At 68.5% G+C, this 21,322-nt stretch carries 16 protein-coding genes and 1 pseudogene; 13 read left to right on the top strand and 4 right to left on the bottom strand.

Translation table 11 applies throughout. The features are described 5' to 3' along the window. Positions 1–571: 571 nt before the first annotated feature. The 5 genes and pseudogenes from QFZ82_RS39375 to QFZ82_RS39390 all read left to right on the top strand — a co-directional run bounded on the left by QFZ82_RS39375 (position 572) and on the right by QFZ82_RS39390 (position 8,967). The gene (locus QFZ82_RS39375) at positions 572–2,950 is read left to right on the top strand and encodes a DEAD/DEAH box helicase (protein WP_307718045.1); all 2,379 of its coding nucleotides are present in this window, start codon (positions 572–574) and stop codon (positions 2,948–2,950) included. 56 nt (positions 2,951–3,006) lie between these two features. After that, a complete protein-coding gene (locus tag QFZ82_RS39380) occupies positions 3,007–5,115 on the top strand; it encodes a helix-turn-helix transcriptional regulator (RefSeq protein ID WP_307718046.1) in 2,109 nt (702 codons plus the stop codon). Positions 5,116–5,120: 5 nt separating this feature from the next. Continuing rightward, positions 5,121–5,678, top strand: coding sequence for an XRE family transcriptional regulator (locus QFZ82_RS39385; RefSeq protein ID WP_307718047.1), 558 nt, complete (start codon positions 5,121–5,123; stop codon positions 5,676–5,678). A gap of 109 nt (positions 5,679–5,787) precedes the next feature. After that, positions 5,788–6,198 (top strand): annotated as a pseudogene (locus QFZ82_RS39945) (TniQ family protein); the annotation flags it as partial. 12 nt (positions 6,199–6,210) lie between these two features. Next, positions 6,211–8,967, top strand: a complete 2,757-nt coding sequence (locus QFZ82_RS39390; protein ID WP_307718048.1) for a helicase associated domain-containing protein — start codon at positions 6,211–6,213, stop codon at positions 8,965–8,967. A gap of 109 nt (positions 8,968–9,076) precedes the next feature. Here the strand turns inward: QFZ82_RS39390 and QFZ82_RS39395 are convergent, their stop codons facing one another. Continuing rightward, complete coding sequence (locus QFZ82_RS39395) at positions 9,077–9,814, bottom strand: TIGR02391 family protein (RefSeq protein WP_307718049.1); 738 nt, start codon at positions 9,812–9,814, stop codon at positions 9,077–9,079. A gap of 189 nt (positions 9,815–10,003) precedes the next feature. Between QFZ82_RS39395 and QFZ82_RS39400 the strand changes: the two genes are divergently transcribed. The 5 genes from QFZ82_RS39400 (at position 10,004) to QFZ82_RS39420 (ending at position 15,759) form a co-directional block, all read left to right on the top strand. Next, positions 10,004–10,804 carry a TnsA-like heteromeric transposase endonuclease subunit gene (locus tag QFZ82_RS39400; RefSeq protein ID WP_307718050.1) on the top strand — a complete coding sequence of 267 codons (801 nt, stop codon included), beginning with the start codon at positions 10,004–10,006 and terminating at the stop codon, positions 10,802–10,804. A gap of 70 nt (positions 10,805–10,874) precedes the next feature. Next, positions 10,875–12,995, top strand: coding sequence for a DDE-type integrase/transposase/recombinase (locus QFZ82_RS39405; RefSeq protein ID WP_307718070.1), 2,121 nt, complete (start codon positions 10,875–10,877; stop codon positions 12,993–12,995). Positions 12,996–13,111: 116 nt separating this feature from the next. Beyond that, positions 13,112–14,086, top strand: coding sequence for an ATP-binding protein (locus QFZ82_RS39410; RefSeq protein ID WP_307718051.1), 975 nt, complete (start codon positions 13,112–13,114; stop codon positions 14,084–14,086). Continuing rightward, a complete protein-coding gene (locus tag QFZ82_RS39415) occupies positions 14,083–15,039 on the top strand; it encodes a TniQ family protein (protein ID WP_307718052.1) in 957 nt (318 codons plus the stop codon). The genes QFZ82_RS39410 and QFZ82_RS39415 overlap by 4 nt, the downstream gene beginning before the upstream one ends. A gap of 480 nt (positions 15,040–15,519) precedes the next feature. Then, positions 15,520–15,759, top strand: a complete 240-nt coding sequence (locus QFZ82_RS39420) for an SDR family NAD(P)-dependent oxidoreductase (RefSeq protein WP_307718053.1) — start codon at positions 15,520–15,522, stop codon at positions 15,757–15,759. Here QFZ82_RS39420 and QFZ82_RS39425 read toward each other — a convergent pair. Both QFZ82_RS39425 and QFZ82_RS39430 read right to left on the bottom strand, forming a co-directional pair. Then, entirely contained in the window at positions 15,687–16,874 is a 1,188-nt protein-coding gene (locus tag QFZ82_RS39425; protein WP_307718054.1) for a sulfotransferase, read from the bottom strand. The genes QFZ82_RS39420 and QFZ82_RS39425 overlap by 73 nt on opposite strands. A gap of 9 nt (positions 16,875–16,883) precedes the next feature. After that, complete coding sequence (locus QFZ82_RS39430; protein ID WP_307718055.1) at positions 16,884–17,978, bottom strand: 3-oxoacyl-[acyl-carrier-protein] synthase III C-terminal domain-containing protein; 1,095 nt, start codon at positions 17,976–17,978, stop codon at positions 16,884–16,886. Between the two features lie 552 nt (positions 17,979–18,530). On the opposite strand from QFZ82_RS39430, the gene QFZ82_RS39435 reads away from it, so the two are divergent. Continuing rightward, the gene (locus tag QFZ82_RS39435) at positions 18,531–18,752 is read left to right on the top strand and encodes a hypothetical protein (protein WP_307718056.1); all 222 of its coding nucleotides are present in this window, start codon (positions 18,531–18,533) and stop codon (positions 18,750–18,752) included. 243 nt (positions 18,753–18,995) lie between these two features. Here QFZ82_RS39435 and QFZ82_RS39440 read toward each other — a convergent pair whose 3' ends face one another. Further along, positions 18,996–19,118, bottom strand: a complete 123-nt coding sequence (locus QFZ82_RS39440) for a hypothetical protein (RefSeq protein WP_307718057.1) — start codon at positions 19,116–19,118, stop codon at positions 18,996–18,998. Positions 19,119–19,949: 831 nt separating this feature from the next. Here QFZ82_RS39440 and QFZ82_RS39445 point away from each other — a divergent pair. Together QFZ82_RS39445 and QFZ82_RS39450 are read left to right on the top strand one after the other, a co-directional pair. Next, positions 19,950–20,408, top strand: coding sequence for a hypothetical protein (locus tag QFZ82_RS39445; RefSeq protein ID WP_307718058.1), 459 nt, complete (start codon positions 19,950–19,952; stop codon positions 20,406–20,408). Then, complete coding sequence (locus tag QFZ82_RS39450) at positions 20,324–21,106, top strand: hypothetical protein (protein WP_307718059.1); 783 nt, start codon at positions 20,324–20,326, stop codon at positions 21,104–21,106. Before QFZ82_RS39445 ends, QFZ82_RS39450 begins: the two co-directional genes overlap by 85 nt. Positions 21,107–21,322: the final 216 nt, after the last annotated feature.

A 21,322-nucleotide genomic window follows, 5' to 3' on the forward strand; every position in this document is an offset into this window, starting at 1 on the left:
CCCGCGGAGCGGGATATGCAGCGCTGGCGCGCTGCATAGGGAGCGGCTCCGCTGACGCTCCGCCAAATTCCCGCGCAAGCGCGGGAATTGAATTCCGCAAGCGGAATTTGACAGGACGTCAATTCGCGCAAGCGCGAATTGAGGGCACCCGCGCAAGCGCGGGTGCCGAGGCTGGCAGCAAGAGGAGGTGCATCACGCGCGGGACTGTGTAGCCACTGGGAATCCCAGCCACCACCCCTGCAACGGAGGTGATGGGTCGTCGGCTCGACAGGTGCCGGCCCTACCGCAGTGACGGGCTCCACTGCACTCCACCCTAAACCCCTCCTCAACTCGCAAGACCCGTACGACCAAGCTCAACAATGCTCCACCAGCATACAGGACAACCGGCCACTACGAAGTGAGAATCAGCCATGTATCACCCTGAGGGCGGAAGTTGGCGCAAGGATGATGCATCACGGTGATGCACTGTGTAGAGTCTGGGAAAGGACATCACACCCCCGGGACGCAGCCACCGCGCCGGGATTCCCTTTCTGATTACGCGCCACATTCCGCGAGAAGGAGAACACGGCGCATGGCCGTGAAGCTGCGTGACCACCAGATCGAAGCCGTTGCCGCCATTGTGCGCGGTCTCGATATCCCGCCGGGCGGTATTCCCTGGAATGGCTTGCGCGGGCAGGTGCACGCCGCGTGCGGCACCGGAAAGACGATTATTGCTGCCGCATCGGCTAAGCGGCTTGTGCCGAAGGGGCGCATTCTCGTTTTGGTGCCGACGCTGGATCTCCTGGCGCAGACGGTGAAGGCGTGGCACGAGGCCGGGCACAAGGGGCCGGCGGTTGCCGTGTGCTCGCTCCAGGACGACCCGGAGCTGTGGAACCTGAAGGTGCGCTCCACCACGAACCCCGTGCAGCTGGCGCTGTGGCACGGCCAGGGGCCCGTCACCATCTACGCGACGTACGCGTCGCTGGGCGTGCTGGCGGAGGCTTTCGAGGGCGTCTACGGCCAGCAGCTGGCCCCGATGGACCTCGCCGTGGTCGATGAGGCGCACCGGACAAGTGGCTCCATGGGTAAGGCGTGGGCGGACATCCACGACCAGACCGTCATCCCGGCGCACCGTCGCCTGTATCTGACGGCGACGCCGCGGATCTGGCAGGAGCGGCCCAACTGGGAGGTTGCCGAGGGGGTGCGGGATCCGCTGCCGCGCGAGATGGCGGCCTCGATGGACGACGAGAAGGTCTTCGGGCCCGTCCTGTACAAGCTCAGCCTGGCGTCGGCCGTTTCGCGCGGTCTGCTGGCGCGGTACCAGATCATCGTGCTGGAGCTCCAGGACCCGGTCGTCACCCCGGAGAAGCTGATGGGTGAGGAGCGGCGCAGCGAGGAAGTGCGCGGGCAGCGGCTGGGAGCCTTGCAGGCCGCGCTCCTGCACACGATGCAGCAGCACAACCTTCAGACCTGCATCACCTTCCACCATCGGACGATGGAGGCACAGGCGTATGCGGAGGGCCTGGAGCGTGTGGCCGCGAAGCTGCACGCCGATCAGCCGGAGAAGTACCCGGCGAAGATCTGGGCGGACTGGCTGTGCGGGGAGCACGTCCCGGAGCGCCGGCGCGGCGTGTTGGGTGAGTTCGGCTCCACCGCCTGGCGTGCGGTGCTGTCGAACTGTCGTGTCCTGGGTGAGGGCGTCGATATCAGGGCCGTGGACAGTGTGGCCCTGTTGGACCCCAAGGGGGCGCCTCACGACATCGTGCAGGCCATCGGACGTGCTTTGCGGCAGAAGCCGGGGCAGGGGAAATTGGCTTCTTTGATCGTGCCGGTTTTTCTCCAGCCGGGAGAGAAGCCGGAAGACATGTTCACCTCGGCATCGTATCGGCCTTTGGTGAAGGTACTCGAAGGTCTTCGGGCTCATGATGAAGAGGCCGTGGAATTGCTAGCGATTCCACAGGAGCCGCAGAAGGATGTGGCGCAGCCGTCCGTGAACATCGGTCCGGCGCCCGAGGAAGGTGAGGAAGAATCTCGTCTGTTGCTCCGTTTCGCGGTTCCGCGTGACCCAGTGATGGTCGCGGACTGGGTCAGCTTCAATGTGATCGACACGGAGAAGCAGGACTGGGCGCGCGGCTGGGCGGCGCTGAAGAAATTCACGGAGCGCGAGCAGCATGCCAGAGTCCCATATGGTCACAAAGAGGGCGCATACCCTCTTGGGTCATGGGTGGCGGAACAGCGACGGGCCTACGGCGCGGGGCAGATGAGCGGCCTGCGCGCCCGGCGACTGGAGAAGCTCGGCATGGTCTGGTCCCTGGCCGATGAGCGGTTCCAGGAGAACCTGGAGGCCGCGAAGGCGTACTACGACCAGCACTGGACCCTCTGTGCTCCGAGGTCCGCAGTGGCCCTGTCCAGACCGGTAGGACAGTGGTTGAGCAATTTGCGCCGCGCGGGTGCGCTGGACGGCCACCCCGAGTGGGAGACAGCGCTCAAGGAGGTCGACGAGGACTGGAACCCGTCGTGGCCGGCCGACTGGCAGCGGCACTACGCCGCACTGCGCGAGCTGGTGGCCGAGGAAGAGGGCCAGGCGGAAGTCCTGCCTGGCGTCACGGTCCACGGCATGGACATCGGCAAGTGGCTGGCACGGCAGCGGACGCCGAAGGTCTGGCAGGCCCTGACCGACGGACAGCGCGAGCGCCTGGAGCAGCTCGGCATCACACCGCTCGCCTCGGCGCCGGAGGAGCCGACAAGGGCTTCCACGCCGTTCGAGCGGGGCGTGGCGGCCCTCGCGCAGTACAGAGCCCGCACAGGCTCTGTGAATGTCCCCAGGGCCCATGTAGAGCTATTGGAGGACGGGGCCGAGGTCCGGCTTGGAGTGTGGATCATGAACCAGAAGACCCGCAGGGCGAAGCTCGCCACCGACAAGCTCTCTGCACTCGCCGCGCTAGGGCTGGAATGGGCCCTGGAAGGCTAAGGAACGGGATAAGTTTGTGGCTAAGCAATGCTTGCCTGGAGTGAGGGTGCAGGGTCATGGCCTCTGAGGAAGAGCTGTTCGCGTCCGTCGACGCTCTGTTGAACGAGGAGCCGCGCCTCCCGCCTCCGGCGGAGCGTGCCCGGCTGCGTGAGGCCGCCGGTATCACCCAGGCCCGCCTCGCCACCGCGTTGAAGACCACGACTCAGTCAGTGAAGAACTGGGAGAACGGCCGTAGCGAGCCGAAGTCGCCGCGCCTGGACGCCTACCAGCGGCTGCTGAACGGATGGGCGGCGAAGTACCCTGCCCCCGGCGCAGCTCCGACAGCCTCGGTTGCCGCATGGGCTCCCGCGGCGTCTACCGAACCGGCCGCGTCCAGGGTGGAGACGGCAGATGCCCCCCAGGCTCCCGCCGTTGCGGCTGCGGCGCCGGCGCGCCCCGCCATCCAGCCCGCTGCGACATCGCGGCGTCCGGCCATGAAGAAGGCGGCGCAGCCCGCAGCCGACCCACGCTTCCCGCACGGGCCCCTCGCGGTCCTGGACGGTGACGGCTGCGCGTACGGCGTGGACGGGATCGTGCTGGACTGCCCGGCGAGCACCGTGGTGGAGCTGGTGGAGTGGACGCTGCGCGAGTCCGGCCTCGGAGCGCCGAAGCTGAACCGCTACGGCAAGGACAGTGATCCGCTGATCGTGCTCACTGCCGCGGCTGCCGTGAAGCTCGGGCTGCCCGAGCGCCTGGAAGGCCACGAGCAGCGCCGCTCCCTGCGCCTGCCGGAGGATCACCCGGTGGTCAAGCAGGTGGTGAAGGCGAAGTGGCGGCTCACCCAGCGCGGGTTCGGCCCGTGGGCGAGGATCTACCGCAAGGCGCAGGGCCGCGACCGGCAGTGCGTGCAGCTCGCGATCCTGTCCTGGGACGCCCTCGATGAGCGGTCCTGGCCCGGCGTCTCGGAGATGGAGCCGGCCGACATCGCCCGCGTCCTGGGCGTGTATGCCCAGCGAGTCATCACCCCGCGCGGCTCCACGGCCGTGTCCGGCCTGGAGCTGATGACGGCGCTACGGCCGCCCACGCGTGCGGTGCGCGACGAGGCGAGCGGGAACTGGGTGCCCGGCCACAACCCCGGCTCGCTGGGCACGGAGCCGATGGACCCGGCGCCGCCGGAGGCCACCCCCGAGCACCCGGTCGTCGTGACCTCCGGCTGGACGGGCGGGTTCCTCAACGAAGAGGCGTACCAGTGGGTGCGGCCGGTGGACCTGCTCACCGATGAGGAGTGCACCCTGCCCTTCGCAGTCGGCCTGGACCTCAACACCGCCTTCCTCGCCGCAGCGGCCCGCCTGGTCGTCGGCCTGTCCGCCCCCGACCACTTCGTGGGCCCGAAGTTCAACCCGAAGATCCCCGGCTCCTGGCTGGTCGACCTGTCCCACATCGAGCTGGACCCGCGCCTGCCCTCGCCCTTCACTCCGGACGGCACCCGGCCCACGGAACCTGCCTGGTACCAGACACACACCGTCGCCTACGCCCAGGAACTCGGCTACAACGTCCAGCCCCTCGAGGCGTACCTGCGCCGGGAGACCGGCGCGTACCTGGACCCGTGGCACGACCGCCTCAAGACCGCCTACGTCGACACCCTCGCCGACCTCGGCGTCACCAAGGACCTGACCGACGCGGAGTTCCTGGCGGCGATGGAGCGGCACAAGGAGGTCGACCCCGCCCTGGCCGCCGTACTGGCCGCCATCAAGGCCACGGTGAAGGGCGGCATCGGCAAGCTCCGCGAGCGCCCGCAGGGCAAGAAGTACAAGGAGGGCGAGCGGTGGCCGGCCCTTCAGCGGCCGACCTGGCGCCCCGACATCCGCGCCGCCGTCATCGCCAAGGCCCGCATCAACATGCACCGCAAACTGCGCAACATGGCCACGATGACGGGCCTGTATCCGCTCGCCGTGCTGTCCGACTGCGTCGTCTACCCCTCACCGGGCGCGAGCCCGTTGGACTTCCTCCCCTACGCCGCCTCCGGCAAGCCCCAGCCCGGCGCCTTCCGCCTCGGCCCCACACCTGGCCTGGCGAAGCTGGAGGGCGTCCAGTCGATGCTGTGGGCGGTCGACCTCATGGAACAGGGCTACAACCCGGCCCGCCACATCAAAGGCGGCGACGCCGTCCTGGACGAAGGCGAGTAGGCGCTGTGGGAGAGATCGACGACGCCATCGAACGCGCCGACCGGGAGGGCTTCACCCGCCAGCCGCCCAAGACCCTCCAGGCACGCATCAACTTCCTGATGAAGCAGCTCAGGACGACCAAAGCCGTTGCCCAGGAGATCGGGGTCAGCCAGCGGTCGGTGGAGCGCTACCGCAAGGGCGAACGCAAGCACCCGCCCCAGGCCATCGCCGAACGGATCGACGCGGCCGTACGGGCGCGTTGGCAGCCCCAGGTACGCAGACGCCGCCGGAAGCAGGCCGCCACCACCACGGGCATCACGGTGGAGACGAGGGCCAGGTTCGGCTACACCGCACCCATCGGCACCACCGACGACGGACGCTTCCGACGGCTCACCGTCCACCTGCCCCCCACCTACGCACAGCGCCTGTTCAACGCCCGTGACGCCGGAGCCAGCGACCAGCAGATGCGCCAGATCATCGCCGAAGGATTCAAAGACATCTACTTCCAAGACGGCGGAGCCCGCGCCCTGGGACTCTCCGACGTCACCCTCAACGACATCGACTACCTCGACCTCGACTACTGACCCGGCAGCGACCGGGAGCCCGGACCTGCTCGTTGAGCCGAAGCACGGTCGTTGTCACAAGCCACGGGATGGGTTGGGGAAACTGTTGCTGACCGCGGGTGCCTTTCGGGTGGCTCCCCTGCAGGGTGAGATGACCCTGTCGTTCCTGGGGCGGATCGCGGACAGGTACGGCCTGACGGTGCCGAGTCTGCTGTCGGCGGTTACCGAAGTGGCCGGCCAGCAGGGCGTCGCCGGGGCTCTACGGGGCGACAGTGAGGTGTTCTTGAACGCCTCGGCCCGGGACCGGGTCGCGGCGCTGTGTCGTGTGCCGCAGGTGGGCTTACACCGTGCGTTGCCGGCCTGGACGCGGGAGGAACCGCTGGGCCCCTCGAAGGAGAGGCCGACGGCGCGGCTCCACAACGGGGTCGAGACGGTTGCCGCCTGGGGTCCGGCATGCCCGGGCTGTGTGGCTGCGCGGACCGGTCGCATTGCACCAGCCCGGATGTACCTGGCGGCGCACCAGCGAGTCTGCCCACGCCACCGGTGCTGGCTGATGAGCGTGCCTGGCAGCGGGGGCCGCGTCGTCGGGCTGGCCGGATGCCCGGAGGTGGTCCAGGCGCAGGAGGATCACCGGAAGCTGCTGCGCCGCTCCCCCGCCGCTGCTTCGGCGTTCGAAGTTGCTGAGGCGGTCACCGCCTCGTGGTGGGCGCAGAAGTGGCCCGAGGAGCGCCTGTGGCCGATGCGGCTGGATGCGGCCATGCCCGCGGGCGAGGATCCGCAGCGGTGGCGGATCCTGGCGCGGGATCTGGTCACCTACCCAGAGACCGTCGCCCTCGCCACGCTTCTGGCCAGCCGGGCCTGGCGGCTCCGTGTCGCTGCTGACGGTGGTGGTCACCTGCCCTACCGGTTGGCTGATGTGCCCTGCGTGCCCAGCGAGCTGGGCCATCGCTTGCGGCGACCGTGGCTCACCGAGCGTCTGGCCGCCTGCACCCACGGACCGCTGTTTGCCTGGACGTACCAGTGCATCCGTACCAAGGGCGGCAGTGGAGACGCCGAACAGCGGCTGTGGCAGGTCCCCTTGGCGCTCCGGCCCCGGCCTCTCGCCGACGTTCTCGCGGGCTACCAGCGTCGGCAGACTGCAGGCACAGAGGGTCTGCCGGCTCAGAAGCGGCTGCGGGGCCACAGCGTGCACGCCGACGGGGCCTTCGCCGCCGGCCTGGCCCACGCGCGCACCTACGCCGCCCAGCACGGCCACCTCGCCACCCAACGCGACACCCGAGTCGGTTCCTTCGCCCTGGGGAAATGGGTGCACAACCAGCAGACCCACGCCCTGGCCCTGCCTGAAGAAAAGGCCGCCGACCTGAAGGAGGTGGACCCGTGGTGGAACATCCCCTGGTCGGTGAAGTGGCAGCGCTCCTACTACCGCGCCCGCGACCACGTCAGGCGCCACGGCCCCCTCAAGGCCGCCGACGGCTTTTCCGACACCCACGTGCTGACCGGGGAGTGGCTGTACCTGCAGTGCACCGACTACAGCTCACTCCACCCCGAACAGCGCCGTCTGCTGGCCGACATCGGCCTCACAGCCCAGGCCGCCGGCAGCGCACGCCCGCGCCGAACGAGCCGGACAGCGAGCATCGATAAGGCTCTTGCCCGTGCGCGCGCCTTCGTCGCCGAACACGGATGCCTGGCCCTGGCCACCAAGAACACCTCGTACCAGGGATTTCCGCTCGGGAAGTGGCTCACTGCCCAGCGTGTCCTCGCCCGCCGCCAGGACGAACCCGGCGCGCACCTTCAGGTGCTCGACGCGATCGACTTGTGGTGGAACCCGCCGTGGCCCTTGGCGTGGCAGCGCACCTGGCACCGGGTCCGCGCTCATGCCCGAGACCGGCACCAAGAGGCTGCAGAAGGGAGCTGGCCGGACGGCAGTGACGGCTGGGCCACGTGGCTGTCCGTACAGTGCACCGGCTACAAGCAGTTGCATCCGCTGCAGCAGCGTCTGCTGGAGGAGATCGGCATCACCGCCGAGACCGCCGCCGCTTGCCCCCACGAGATCATCGCCCAGCTCTGCGGTACGGGCCCCGGGCTGGCCCACGCGCGCACGTACGCCGCCGCACACGGCCACCTCGCCACGCCCCTGAAAGCTTGTCATGAGGGGTTTCCGCTGGGCCGGTGGCTGAGCGAACAGCGCCACCAGGCGCGGGAGCACCACCGCAGGACAGGCGGGACATGGCCGGTCAGCACGCTCCTCGCAGCGCTCGACACCTGGTGGAACCCGACCTGGTCCTTGGAGTGGCAACGCAATTGGAGGCGCGTACGCGAGCGGTCAGAGTCCGCGTCGGCAGCCGACGGCAGTGGTACCGGCAATCGGGTTCTTGTGAAGGAGTTGGCCGACTGGCTGAGGCGTCAGTGCACCGGCTACGGCACACTCCACCCCGAACAGCACCGCCTGCTGACCAAGATCGGTATCACCGCCGAAACAGCCCGAGCCGCCCAACCACCGGCTCCCCGCGCCGAGCCCGGTCTTCTGGACACCGCGCTCGCACAGGCTCGCGCCTACGCGGCCGAATACGGCCATATCGCCGCGCCCGCCAGCACCGTCCTCGACGGGTTCCCGCTGGGGGAATGGCTGGCCTGGCAACGACGACGCGCCCGTCAGGGCCGCCTCTCCCCCACCCGGGCCGAAGCCCTGACCATGATCGATCCGTGGTGGAATCCGCCCTGGCCCCTGCAATGGCAGCAGGCCTACCACCGCCTCCGAGCCACGAGCGCGGGCGGCGTGCCGACCACGAACGTCCCCCGAGGCCTGTGCCGCTGGGCCCGTGTCCAGCAGGAGTCCTGGAGGCATCTCCACCCCGGCCAGCAGGACCTCCTGACCGCCCTCGGCGTCACACCCCACGCTGCCGTAGGCGAACGGCCCGCCCCGGCCACACGCTCCTACCCCGTCAGCCCCGGACTCGACCACGCACGCGCCTACGCCGCCCGACACGGCCACCTCACCCCGGACAAGCACACCCGACAAGACGGCTTTCCCCTCGGCAGATGGCTGTGCCAGCAACGCCGCAAAGCCCGCGCCGGCACCCTCTCCACCACCACCGCAACCGCCCTCACCAGCCTGGACCCGTGGTGGAACCCACCCTGGCCCTACACCTGGCACCGCACCTGGCAGCAGTACCGCACCCTCGGCTCCGCAGGCGGGCCCGTCCCGGAGAGCTTGCGGCGCTGGGCGCACCGGCAGATCGCCCAGTGGGACCGGCTCCACCCGCATCAGCAGGCGCTGCTGACCACCGCCCGCATCACTACTGCTCCGTGACACTGACGGGGAGAGCACTTGACGCGTGTGGAGGTCCGGAGTCCGGTCGTCGGTGTAGCGGCGCTCGCCTCTGGGTGGGGCCCCCTCGCGGGGTGCATAGATTGGCTGTTCAACTGGCCTTCACCACTGCAGCGCTGTCCACCCATCTCGCCAGGATGCTGAAGGCGGCAAGCTGCTCCAGTGCCTCGTTCTCTTCCAATTCCTGATCCTCTTCGTGGGCGATGGGGTTGCGGATGGCCGCGTAGACGCCCCGCGCAAAGTTTCCGGCACCGTCGTGGCGATTTTTGAACGTATCGCCTCCGTCGTTTTCGCACAGGCGCAGGCGCGGGTGCCCTGGAGTGGGTGCATTGGTGGAGAAAGCATCGGAGAGGAGCTTGGCCTCTGAAGCGTCCCGCCGTTCGAGCTTCGCCTGGGCTTGGGCATTTACCGCCCTGGCAGCAGCGCCGACCGCCTCACGGAAGTGACCGCTGCTCCACAAGCCTTGCACGCTGCCCCAGACCCATGAATGCAGTGTGGATGCGTCAAGCTGGGGTGCGCCGCTGCCGAGATTCTCCTGTAGCTCCTGCTCAGCTTCCAGGAGGGCGATCGCGCGGTGCGCTGCCTCGCGATGGCGCCACATCGGTTGCCTCTTGGCCTCTTCCCATTCTGCGGATCGCCAGTCAGGCAGTACACGGTCCAAGATCTGCTCCACGATCTGGGCCGCAGCTTGTACTTCAGCCCTCGGGTGATCGAACTTGTAGCCCCAGAAACCAATGGTGTTCGGGGCGTCTGGCACGTACGTCACCTTGGCGGTAACGAGGAAGGCCTTCAACTTTTCGATCGCCCATTCCCTGTTCATCTGCGTCATGGCCCGATGCTGCCGCATGCCACTGACATTGCCTCACCTGCACCGAGACTCAGCGGCCTGCGGTCAAAGAGGGATCACCGGAGTCCTGACGGGACGGACGCGCCGTCATGACGGAGCACCGTTCACCCGTTCGGGTGGCGGATTCGGATCACGGCGTTCAACAGGCTTGGGTGCGCTTGGGTGTTGGGGATGGAGGGGCACGGGCACAGCAGGTTGGTGCGGCAGGCTGCCGCAGGGGGCAGCGGTGCGGGAGTCGAGGCCGCCTTCGCCACTGCTGCCGGACAGGCGACACAGCTGGCGTGGGATCAGGCGGCGATGTCGGTGCGGTTCGAGGACCTGGCGCCGGTATCCGCGTTTCCGGTCGTACCGGGCCGCCTGTGGGGGCCGGGCTGGTGGTGGTCAGCGACCACCGGACGGCACGTGGTGCACGGTTCGGCAGCGATGCTCATCCAGCTGATGATCCTGGACCGGGATCCGGACGTGACCGGCCTGTCCGCGCGCCCGGTACGGCTGCTGTGGCGGGACACGTCCGACGGGCGGGTGCGCTCGTGGGTGCCCCAGCTCTTCGCCCGGCACGCGGACGGCACCGGCCTGCTCGCCGACTGCCCCTCATGCCCGACCGCCGGTGGAGACAGGGCGCAGCGGGCGCGGATGGTCCTGGAGGCGGCGTGTACCCGCGTGGGCTGGTCTTACCGGCGCCTCGAGCCACCTCCAGCGGCGGTGGCGGCAAATCTGCGGTGGCTGGCCGGCTACCGCCACACTCGCAATCAGGGCCCGCCCGGGCTGCGGGCCGCGCTGACCGAAGCGTTCGCCGAACCCCGGCCGCTGGCCGAGGGGACAGCGGCGGTGGGCGATCCCTTGCAGGTGCTACCCGCCGCCTACCACGCGCTGTGGTGCGGGCATCTGACGACGCCTCTTGATGAGCCACTACACGAGCGGGCACTGATCTGCGCTGACGCAGAACGTGATGGGGCGCCGAAATGCAGCTGAGCACCGGCGGCAGCCAAGAGAAGGGGTGAGCACAGTGGGCGGCACACACGGTAAGAGCCAGCGACCGGTGATGGAGGTGGGCGCGCACGTCGCCTACCGGGGGCAGACCTGGCAGGTCGCCGCCCTGCAGGGCCAGCAGGTCTACCTGCTGCAGGAGAACGGCGCCGAAACAAGCCTGCTGCTGGGGCGGTTGTTCGCCGATCCGGGCTTTGACGTGGTGGGCGCGCGGACACCGGACGCGGTGCCGCAGTGGGGGCTGTTCGAGACCGTTCCGCTGGCGGCCCAGCAGCGTGCGCTGGCCTGGCTCCCCCATATCCGTGAGGTGGAGACCGGGTGGCCGCGCCCTGAGGGCGGCCGTGAGGGACAAACGATGCGGCCGGAGTACGACCCCGAGCGGTGGACTCTGGCGCAGCGGGACGCGGCCAAGGCGCAGGAACTGGCGGCGCTCGGCTTCGCCCGGGTGACGCGTACGACGGTGGAGCGGATGCGGCTCGCCTACCGCAAGCAGGGTCTGTGGGGGCTGGTCGACAAGCGCGCGGTACCGGCCCGTGGCCGTCATTCGACGGGGTATGCCGACGAGCGGGTCGTGGCCGCAGTGCTGGAGGCGCTGCGGCGTCAGCGGGGCCGGTCGAAGGGGACGGTAAAGGCGCTGCAGGTACTGGTCGGGCAGATCCTGGACGATACGCACGGACGCGGGGTGGTGGAGATGCCGTCACGGTCGACGTTCTACCGGCTGGTGAGTGTGCTGGCCGACCCAGCCGATCGTCCAGGACTTCCAGCGCGTACCGCCACCGCACCCGTCCGCGCCTCGTCGGCGCCGGTGGTGCTGCGGCCCGGGGAGCAGGTGCAGATCGACACCACCCGCCTGGACATCATGGCCGTCCTGGAGGACGGCAGCCTAGGCCGGCCGGAGCTGACGATCGCCGTCGACGTCGCCACCCGTTCCGTCCTGGCCGCCGTCCTGCGCCCGCACAGCACCAAAGCCGTCGACGCCGCACTGCTCTTGGCGGAGATGGCTGTTCCGCATCCTGCCCGGCCGGCCTGGCCCCAGTCGCTTCATCTGTCGCACGCGGAGGTGCCGTATCAGCGGATGCTGTCGCTGGACGAGCGGCTGGAGGGAGCAGCCGCACGGCCGGTGATCGTGCCCGAGACGATCGTCGTCGACCGCGGGAAGATCTACCTCTCGCAGGGCTTCGTCGCCGCCTGCGAGACACTCGGGGTGAGCGTGCAGCCCGCCCCTCCGAGACGGCCGCAGGCCAAGGCCGTGGTGGAGCGGACCTTCGGCTCGATCAACGACCTGTTCTGCCAGCACGTCGCCGGCCACACCGGCTCCACCCCCCAGCGCCGCGGCTCCGCGACGGAGGCCGAGGCGCGGTGGACGATCCCGCAGTTGCAGGACTTCCTCGATGAGTGGATCACCTGCGGCTGGCAGAACCGGCCTCACGACGGACTGCGCCACCCCGTCCTGCCCAAAACCGCCCTCACGCCGAACCAGATGTGGGCCGCGCTGATCACCATCAGCGGATATGTGCCGGTGCCGCTGAGCGGGGCCGACTACCTCGAACTGCTGCCCGTGCGCTGGCAGCCCATCACCGAACGCGGCATCCGCCTCGACTATCGCACCTACAACCACCCCGTCCTCGACCCCCACCGCAGCCAGCGCTCCCCCGTCGCGGCCAGGGACGGCAAATGGGAGGTCCACCACAACCCCCACGACGCCCGCCAGATCTTCGTCCGCCTCACCGACGGACAGCTCCACGAAATTCCGTGGATCCACCGTGACCACGTCCACCAGCCCTTCAACGACGCCATCTGGCGCCACATCCAGACCGAGGTCGAGCAACGCGGGGACCGCGAGCAGCACGAAGCCGCCCTCGCCGACGCCCTCGACCAACTCCTACGCCACACCCGCAGCCCCGCCGGGACCGAGCAGAAAACCCGCCGCCGGAGAGCCCCCCGCTCCGGAAGTACGGCAGCACAGTTGCCCGATCTGCCAGGCCAGCGGCGCCCACTCGACGCAGAGACCGCACCGGCCCCGGCACCGGACTGGAGCGAGAGCCTGGACGCCCTCATCAGCGTCGACGCGGCGGCCGAGACCGACATGAGCGAGCCGGAGGGCGAGAGCGTGCTGCCGGCCGAGGCAGGCGGATACGGGCTGTGGGACGCCGAAGCGGAGGCCGAGCAGTGGTGAACGCCCCGCCGGGCACAGGCGACACACCGGCCGGCAGGTCCCCGTCGACAGCGGACCGGTCTCCCGGCGCCTCGGCAAGCACCGACGGCGACGCCCCAGCGACGCGGACGCAGTCGGTGACCACCTGGGACGGCTTCCAGGCCTTCGCCACCACACCCATGGCGGCCCCTCCCCCACCCGGGACGCCGCCCCGCAGACTGGAGGAACGCCTGGCCTACCACTCGCGGTTCGTCACCGTACGCACCCCGGCCATCGACGCCCTCGCCAAGAACGTGCGCACGCTGATGATCCTCGGCCGCCACCAGACCGTCACCGCACGTCCGTCCCTGATCGTCACAGGCCCCGCCGGCGCCGGGAAAACCACCGCCCTGCTCCAGGTCGGACGCGCATGCCACCTCGCCCACACCCGACGCCACGGCGCTGCAGCGGCGGCCGGGCGGGTCCCGGTCGCCTACGTCCTGGTCCCGCCCGCCGCCAGCGCCAAGACCCTGGCCACCGAGTTCGCCCGCTACCTGGGCATCCCCGTCGCCGCCAGCATGTCCCAGGCGCAGATCACCAACGCCGTCTGCCACACCTACACGTCTGCCGGAGTCCAGCTGGTCATGATCGACGAGGTCCACCGGCTCAACCCCCGCACCACCACCGGCGCCCAGAGTGCCGACCTGATCAAAGACCTCACCGAACGCATCGGCGCGACCTTCGTCTACGCCGGTATCAACGTCACCACCACACCCCTGTTCACTGGGGTGCGCGGCGCCCAGCTCGCCGGACGCGCCTCCCTCATCGACTGCGCCGCCTTCCCCGCCCGCCTCGGCGACAGCGAACCCTTCCGCGACCTCGTCAAGGCGATGGAGGCCGCGCTCGACCTACGCCACCACCGGCCCGGGACCCTCCCCAAGCTGGCCCCGTACCTGCACGAGCGCACCGCCGGCCGCATCGGCAGCCTTGCCCGCCTCGTCCGCCAGGCCGCCATCACCGCCTTGGTCGACGGCACCGAACGCATCACCAAGACCACCCTCGAAGCGATCCGCCTCGATCACCTCGCTGAACAGCACTACCGGCCCTGCAGCCGGGATACCAGCACCCGGTGAGCCGGACAGACGTCGCGGCCCGTACCCGAGCCGCGACCGTCCACGCGCAGCCCAGCGTCGTCACCACAGAGGCGTGGCTGCGGACCCCGTCAGCAGCACCGGGCGTGTTCCGCGTACGGCCGCTACCCGCCGAAGCGACCGCCTCCTACACCCAACGCCTCGCCCTTACCTACCAGCTGACCTTGCCCCAGCTCCTCGACGGCGCCGGCATCACCCTGAACGGCCACGGCACGCTACCGACAGCTGAACTCCACCTCAGCCCCGCCGCCTGCCACCACCTCGCCGCCCTGGCCCGCATCCCACTGCCCCACCTGACACACGCCTTGCCCCGCCTCGCCCCCAACGACAACACCCACCACACCGCAGCCGCCGCACACTGGAAACGGCTCGAGGCCGCACAGCAGCCCGTTCTTGCCTGCACCCTGTGCACCCGCCACCGCAGCCACGACCCCACCGACACCGCCTGGGTTCACCGGCCGCCGCACCGGCTGGTGTGCCCACACCACCACCAAGCCGCCCCCGACCCACGACTCACCACCACCATCCGCACCTGGGCCGCGCCCGAACTCGCCACGGCGCACCACGCCCACCAGCGCCTCCTACGCCACCCCCGCGCAGCCACCGCCTGGACCACCGCGCACGCCATCACCACACGCTGGTACGACCACCAACAACACCTCACCCACCGCTGGCACACCCGCCTGGGCCAGCTCTGCGCGACCAACCCACACCTGACCACCACGGGCAGCGCCTCCTCCGCCCTGCTGACCCGCGACCTGGTGATCTATCCGGAAACCGTCGCCCTCGCCCGCTCGCTCGCCACCCTCCCGAGCCGGCCACACCACGACACCAACGACGCCCTCACCCTCATCGCCCACCGGATGAACCTCGACCGCCTGACCCCAAACGCGAACGACCCACTCCGCGTGTTCCTCACCCACACACGCCACTGACCAGCCAAAGCGAACTCCCAAGCCCCCAGAGAACGCAGCCGCCCTATAGACGCACCACTCCATCCACTGGAAACCCAAGATCGTTCCCACACAACTACCGGACAGCAGGCCAAGCGCCCGAACAAGCAAACCGAACACACCACCAGACCACACCAAGCACGCCTGAACGCAGCCGCTCCAGCCACCCCGAGTCCCACCCCCAAAGACGGGACACCAGACCCGAAGAACCAAACCCCCTGAAGATCAATGCTCCGTCACAGTTCTGGACCCACGCAAACCCCTACGGCTGGTTCGAGCTGGACATGAACTCCCACCTCGATCTCGCCGCCGCAGCGTCCATGGTGCCCGGCCCCGTACCCGCGCCCGTACGCAGAGGCCCGAACCGGCGGTAGAGGGTGCGGCCGGGTCGGCTTCCTGAAGACCCGCACCCCCGCTCGCCGCTGGCAGGAGGCCGTCACGCAGCACGGGCGTATTGTCCGGGTGACGTACGCTGCGGCTGGTGCGGGGCACGGCGTCGCCACTGGCCAGCTCGTCAAGACCGTTGAGGAAGAGCTCAGTCCCGTCGACGTGCTGGTGAATATCACCGGCGGCCCGCCTCCTCCCACAGCCGTCGCTGGCCAGCCTGCCCAACTGTGGTCGGAACAGTTTCAGGCCATGGTTCTTTCGGTTGTCGCCGTCACAGACCGGGTGCTACCTGGAATGTGCCAGTCCAGGTCGTAGCCGAAGGCTTCCGCCACGTTGTGCGTGGCATCCACGATGTCGGCCAGTTCGGCGTCGTTGAATGCCGGGCGGTAGTAATCGGGTAGCGAGAGCTTTTCCGTGTACTGGGCACGCGTGGCAGCGAAGTCGTCGTGGGACAGACCGGTGTGGGCCAGGATCCGGTCTATCGTCTCGGCGGGGTTGCCGCACAGGTCCTCGTACCGGACGACACAGACAGAGCGAGCCAGCTCCGGGTCGTCCTCGAGCTGGCTGAGCACGAAGCCATAGACGGACGCCCAATACAGCGCGCGACTGCGGGCGTTCCGTCCTTCCTGCCGACACTGCTGGATCTGCTGGATGACGGCGTCGTCGCCCACGTTCGCCGCCACCTCGCTCGGGCCGAAGGCGTGATGTCCGGTCAGCTGGATCGACTTCGCCTGGCGCGGGTCGTCGCGATGCAGATCGCGCCAGATGCGGTCCTGTTTCAGCAGTGATGCCACATGGTTGACCGGGTGGCGGACGTAGAGCAGGAAGCGGGCGTCGGGGAAGACCTGGCGTATGTAGCGCATGCGCGTGATACATCGGTCGTTCTTGGTGAGGTAGCGCGTGCGTTCGCGTACCAGCAGCAGTTTGCGTATGTGGTCCGCGTAGAACCGCTCGAACGGCTCGTTGGTGGTTTCGGTGTCGAGCACGCTGCGCCGCGTCTCGTCGTACAGGTGGCGGAAGTACCGCTCCCAGAGCATCTCTTCGACGCCTTCGGGACTGTCGCGGGTCACTTCGATGCGATCGCGGTGGACTCGCTGTGCCGGGGTGGTCATTGCCCGCACGGGGAGCTTGGGGAAGAGCCGGTTCCACAGCCACGGCAGGTAGGGCATCAGGAAGTCCGAGTACCGGTGGGTGGCGATGTCCGGGTGTTCGCTGAGCATCTGCAGCGAGACGGTCGTCCCGGACCGGGGCAGACCGCAGATGTAGGTGGGGCGGTCGATGGGGATCCGGGAGAGCCGGCGGCTCAGGAGTGCCGACTCGATCCGGCCGAGACCGACGAGAGCCGGGGCCGCGGCGGCGGTGCCGCGCACCAGACCGTAGAACCCGAGCGGCACGGAGAACTTCCTTGCATCACTGGAGGCTTTGGACACCTTGCCGCCTCACACCTTCTCGAAGAGGGCGCCGGAGACCGTCACCCCAGGGCCGAACGCCACGCTCAGGACCAGCGACCCCACGGGTACCGTGTCGGACTCCACGATCGCCTTCCAGATGTGAGGCACCGACGCCGACGCCATGTTGCCGTGCTCGTAGAGAACCTTGCGGCTCGGCGCGATCTGGCTCTCGTCGAGGCCGAGACCGTCACGGACTTGATCGAGAATGGCCGGGCCGCCCGGGTGAATCGCGAAGCCCATATCCACTCTCCGCTGGTGGAAGTCAACACCGGCCTCTTTGCACAGCGATCGCACGAACTCACTGATGGAGTCTCCAATCAGTTGCGGCGTCGCCTTGGCCAGGAACATGTCGAACTGGCGGGGGCCGGGCTTCAGGCTCATCTGCTGCAGCGACTCAGGGATGATGGACTCCTTCAGCGCCAGGAACTTCAGGCCCCTCTTGCCGCTCCCGGCGAGCGCGGCCTGCGAGAACGCCGTGTACTTGACGAATCCGTCGGCGAACAGGGTGCTCGTGACCAGCTTGTCGGGTTCCCGGGCCAGCAGGTTGAGGTGCACCGACAGGAACTCGGTATGGACAATATCCACGCGCTCCTTGCCGTGCGGCAGGCAGGCGTGCGACGAGCCGATGAGCCCGAGTGCGATGCGGATCGCGGGGAAGGCTCCGTAGCAGCCCATGTGGTAGGAGTGCGTGACCGTCGAGCCGAGCCAGCCGCGATCGGAGACGAATCGCTGGGCCGGGCTCGGCAGCAGATAGCCCGCACAGCTGACGTGGATGATGTCGTCAGGGGGCGGCAGCCCCGGCTCCTTGTAGCCGCGTTCGAACACCTCATAGGCCATGCGGTCGAACAGCGCCATGCGTTGGTCGAGCCCGTCTCCGGTGGGGTCGCTGAACAGCAGCTCGAAGTCGGCAGCCGAGCCGGGCGACACAAGGGGGCTCACCGGGGCCATGATGTTGACCGCACGCTGTGAGATGTGCTGAGCCGATACACCGTACCTGGTCATCAGGCCATGAATGTCGTCCCGGACGCGCTCGCGCTCGTCAGCAGAGGTGATGTTCTCAGCCTGATAGCGAGCGACGGCCATGGCCTCCGCCTGCCGCTGCCGGAGCACGTCCTGAGGAACAGGCGAACTCAGGAAAACTGGCTGGAAATCTGACAAGACAACTGAAACTGATGGATGCTTCCCTGCTGGCCCACGGGGAAGCCGCACGGCCTGTGTGCCATCGTCTGCGCGGGACCCAGTCAGCACCGTCATACGCAAGTCCTCTCCTCGGTGGCCGCCCCAACGAACCGGAGGTGCCCACACCGCCCGGCGTTGTGGACCGGGCACGTCAGTGCGCCGGCGAAGTTCTTCGCCTATCCAGTACGGGCATAATCTCCGGTTCTATTGAAGGATTGTTGAACGATAGTTGTTCCGTGGGGGAAGGTTGCAACAAGGAGGCGTCGCACCACGCTTCCCCGTGTGGCACGGAAACGATCTCTGGCGACGTGATAGAAGGGCGACCTTCCGACTCTTCGCGTGCAGTCACAGGGCGTGGAGAGCCGGAGCCTGGACGCGCCCGAGGTGTGGGTTCGGTCGCTTGGTTCAAGGGTGCGCATGGGACCGGCTGCCGTTGCCATCAGTGGACCTATCGCGATGGCCGCGCTCACGGGAGTCGCGGTCACGCAGATCAACGGCATCCTCTTCTTCGGGCCTCCGGCCGACGATCCGATGCGGGTCCGCGCTCTCGCCGGCGCCTGGTCCCTCATCAACGCTCTGCGAGTCGCCGCCACCGCCCTGACTGTGGCCGAGCTCGTCGGCATCTACACGGATGACCGGAGGGCCGCAGCTTGCGCGCCAGGTGATGTCGACGCCTAGCTCCGGTTACACACTCCAGCACCATCCGGCACCGCAGAGCCAGTGCACTGTGCCGCCACCCGCCTGGACGTCGCCGACCTCGCGCAACATGACCTGGAGGGAAACGGCGGATCTGGGCGATGGCTGCGTCGACCGCTTCGCGTCGGCGGGCTACTGCGCCACGGCCGTCAATGGTCCAGCGTGGTGGACCAGTCCCGGTGGAACGCGTCGCCGGCGTAGAGGGCAGCCTGGGCCTCGACGAGGTCACCGGCGAAGAGGATCTTGGTGCTTGGGCAGCCAGGCGACGATGTCGCCCTCGGTGTGGCCTCGGCCGACGTGCTCCAGCACGAGGTCGCCACAGTCACCGCCGGGGCCGATGGTGACCATGCCGCTGAAAGTCTGGCTTGGCCATGTCAGTCCCGGGATGGAGTCCGGCAGAGGAAGCCTTGAACGAAACAAAGGAGCATTGGTAGGATTGTTCAATAACCCCCAAGTTCTCGAATCGAACGTTTGGCCCGAGAGTGGGGGAAGGCCAGCGAGGTCGAGAGTGTGGAGCGTCAGGATCCGCAGCACTTCTCCAGGAGCGCCACCACTTACGGTCGCGGAGTGTCCGTAGGGTGGGTGGCTGTCTCGGGGCGGGAGGTGCCCACACGCGACGCCGGCTCTCGCTCTCCTCGGTCGCGAGCGTCGGCCACCCACCGGCCGCACACGAGGAGGGGGCGACCGGATCGGCCCCGCCCACACCTGGCGGCGTACGGCCCACGCGGGTCGCCACTCCCCTCATCTGCGGCCAGGACGGCGAGCTGTCACACAGGAAGCGAGCCCATACAGGCGTCAGCGGAGACGGTTCGCTGGCCGAACTGCGCTCTGGGTTTTGAACCGTATCGGCCGCGCACAGCCGGAACAGGTCAGATGAGTCGTAGTCCTGGTGATCGCGCCAAGGGGCGTCACGAAGAGCTCTCTTCCGACTCTTGTGCGGATATTGGGTGGTCAGATACCTTTTGCCTCAACTATCCGGCAGAACGCCGGACCCCCGGCCATGTCGTTGGGTGGGGTTCGGTCGGTCTCCTGCTCTGGCACCTCTGTGGCCGCTTCGCCACCAGGCGCACGGCCTGCGGAAGTTCCCGCTCTGCGACGTTTGAGCTGGGCCTGTAATGCCGTGAAGCCAAACCGAAGCGGCGCTCAGTCTGCCGCCCTGCGGGAAGCAAGGACCACATCATGGAGTACTCAACCCGGAAATCGAGCCCCTCAGGCAGACCACAACGCCCGAACCCGCAGTGGCCGGGCGCCGTGTGCCCACCGAACACTCCCGGCTTCCTGCAGTCGGCCAAGGCGTGGCTGTTCGACCTGGCCCCGGCCCGATGGCATTACGAAGAACTCCTGCACCGGCACCCAGTGGAGCTCGCCCGCCTGGTCAGATTGAGGCTGGAGGCCGACATCATGGCCATGCGGGCCGCCCTCCTGCCACACCCCTCGCCGAGCGCCGGCGACGCGGAGATCCTGGAGATCATGGAGATCTATCGGCATGAACGCGAGTGGGCCACTGGGATGCGCGAGCAGGTCAGGCAGGTCGAGACGGCCCTTGGTGAGACATGCGGACGTGCTCGGGGGAAGACCGCGAAGACGATGGCCACGCGGCACACAACGCTGCCTTCCCCGCGTCCCGCCTCCGGTTAGAGGAAGCAGTCCCGCCCGTCCCCCGTCCCCGTACGGGGCGGCGTAGCCTGCTCAGGTGGGACAACGGCCTGCTGCGCTCCCCCGCACCAGCTGCTGCAAGCGCGACCATCGTCGCCGTGTCCACCGCCAAGGGCGCGCTCCACAACCCCAGCGGCCTGGATGTGCAGTCCCTGCTCGCAGCCCGCGAGGAGCACGGCGACGACTTCGTGAACCGGCACCCCGAGGGAGCCGTCATCCCCCCGGGCCGGGAACTGACCGTCGACTGCGACATCCTGGTTCCCGCCGCCCTGCAGGATGTCATTAACGACGAGACCGCCCACCAGATCAAGGCCACACTCGTTACGGAAGGCGCGAATCTGCCCACTTCTCCGCAAGCACAGGAAATCCTCGCACAGCGCGGCATAGCTGTCCTACCCGACTTCGTCGCCAACGCGGGCGGCGTCGTTGCCGCCGCATTCGCCATGGACGCCCGATACTCTGGTTTCCGCCCCGAAACCCCCACCATCTTCCAGACGATCTCCAACCGACTGCGCGCCAATGCCGTCGCCGTCATGGAAGAGGCACTTGCTCACCGGCGGCGACGGACAAGTCGTAGTGGCCGCGCTCGAAACCGAAGTTGCCGGCCATTCCGCAGCAGCCGGACTCGAGGCTGTCGTTGTCGACACCCATGGCTTGCAGCAACGTGTTGTCGGCGCTGAAGCCGGAGGTGGCGTGCTGGTGGCAGTGCGTCGGGCTTCAAGGCGCGGTGGCTGCCAGTCGGGTACCTGCTGAACGAGGAGTTCGGCGAAGGTAACGGTCGCCCGGGCCAGGGCATGGGCGTCGCTGTTGCCGTCGAGAAGTTCGGGCAGGTCGGATTTGAGGGCTGCGGTGCAACTGGGCTCGAGGCCGACGACGGGTATCCCGACGCGTGCGGC

It is taken from the genome of Streptomyces sp. V4I23, from assembly GCF_030817975.1.
Taxonomy (GTDB): Bacteria; Actinomycetota; Actinomycetes; order Streptomycetales; family Streptomycetaceae; genus Streptomyces.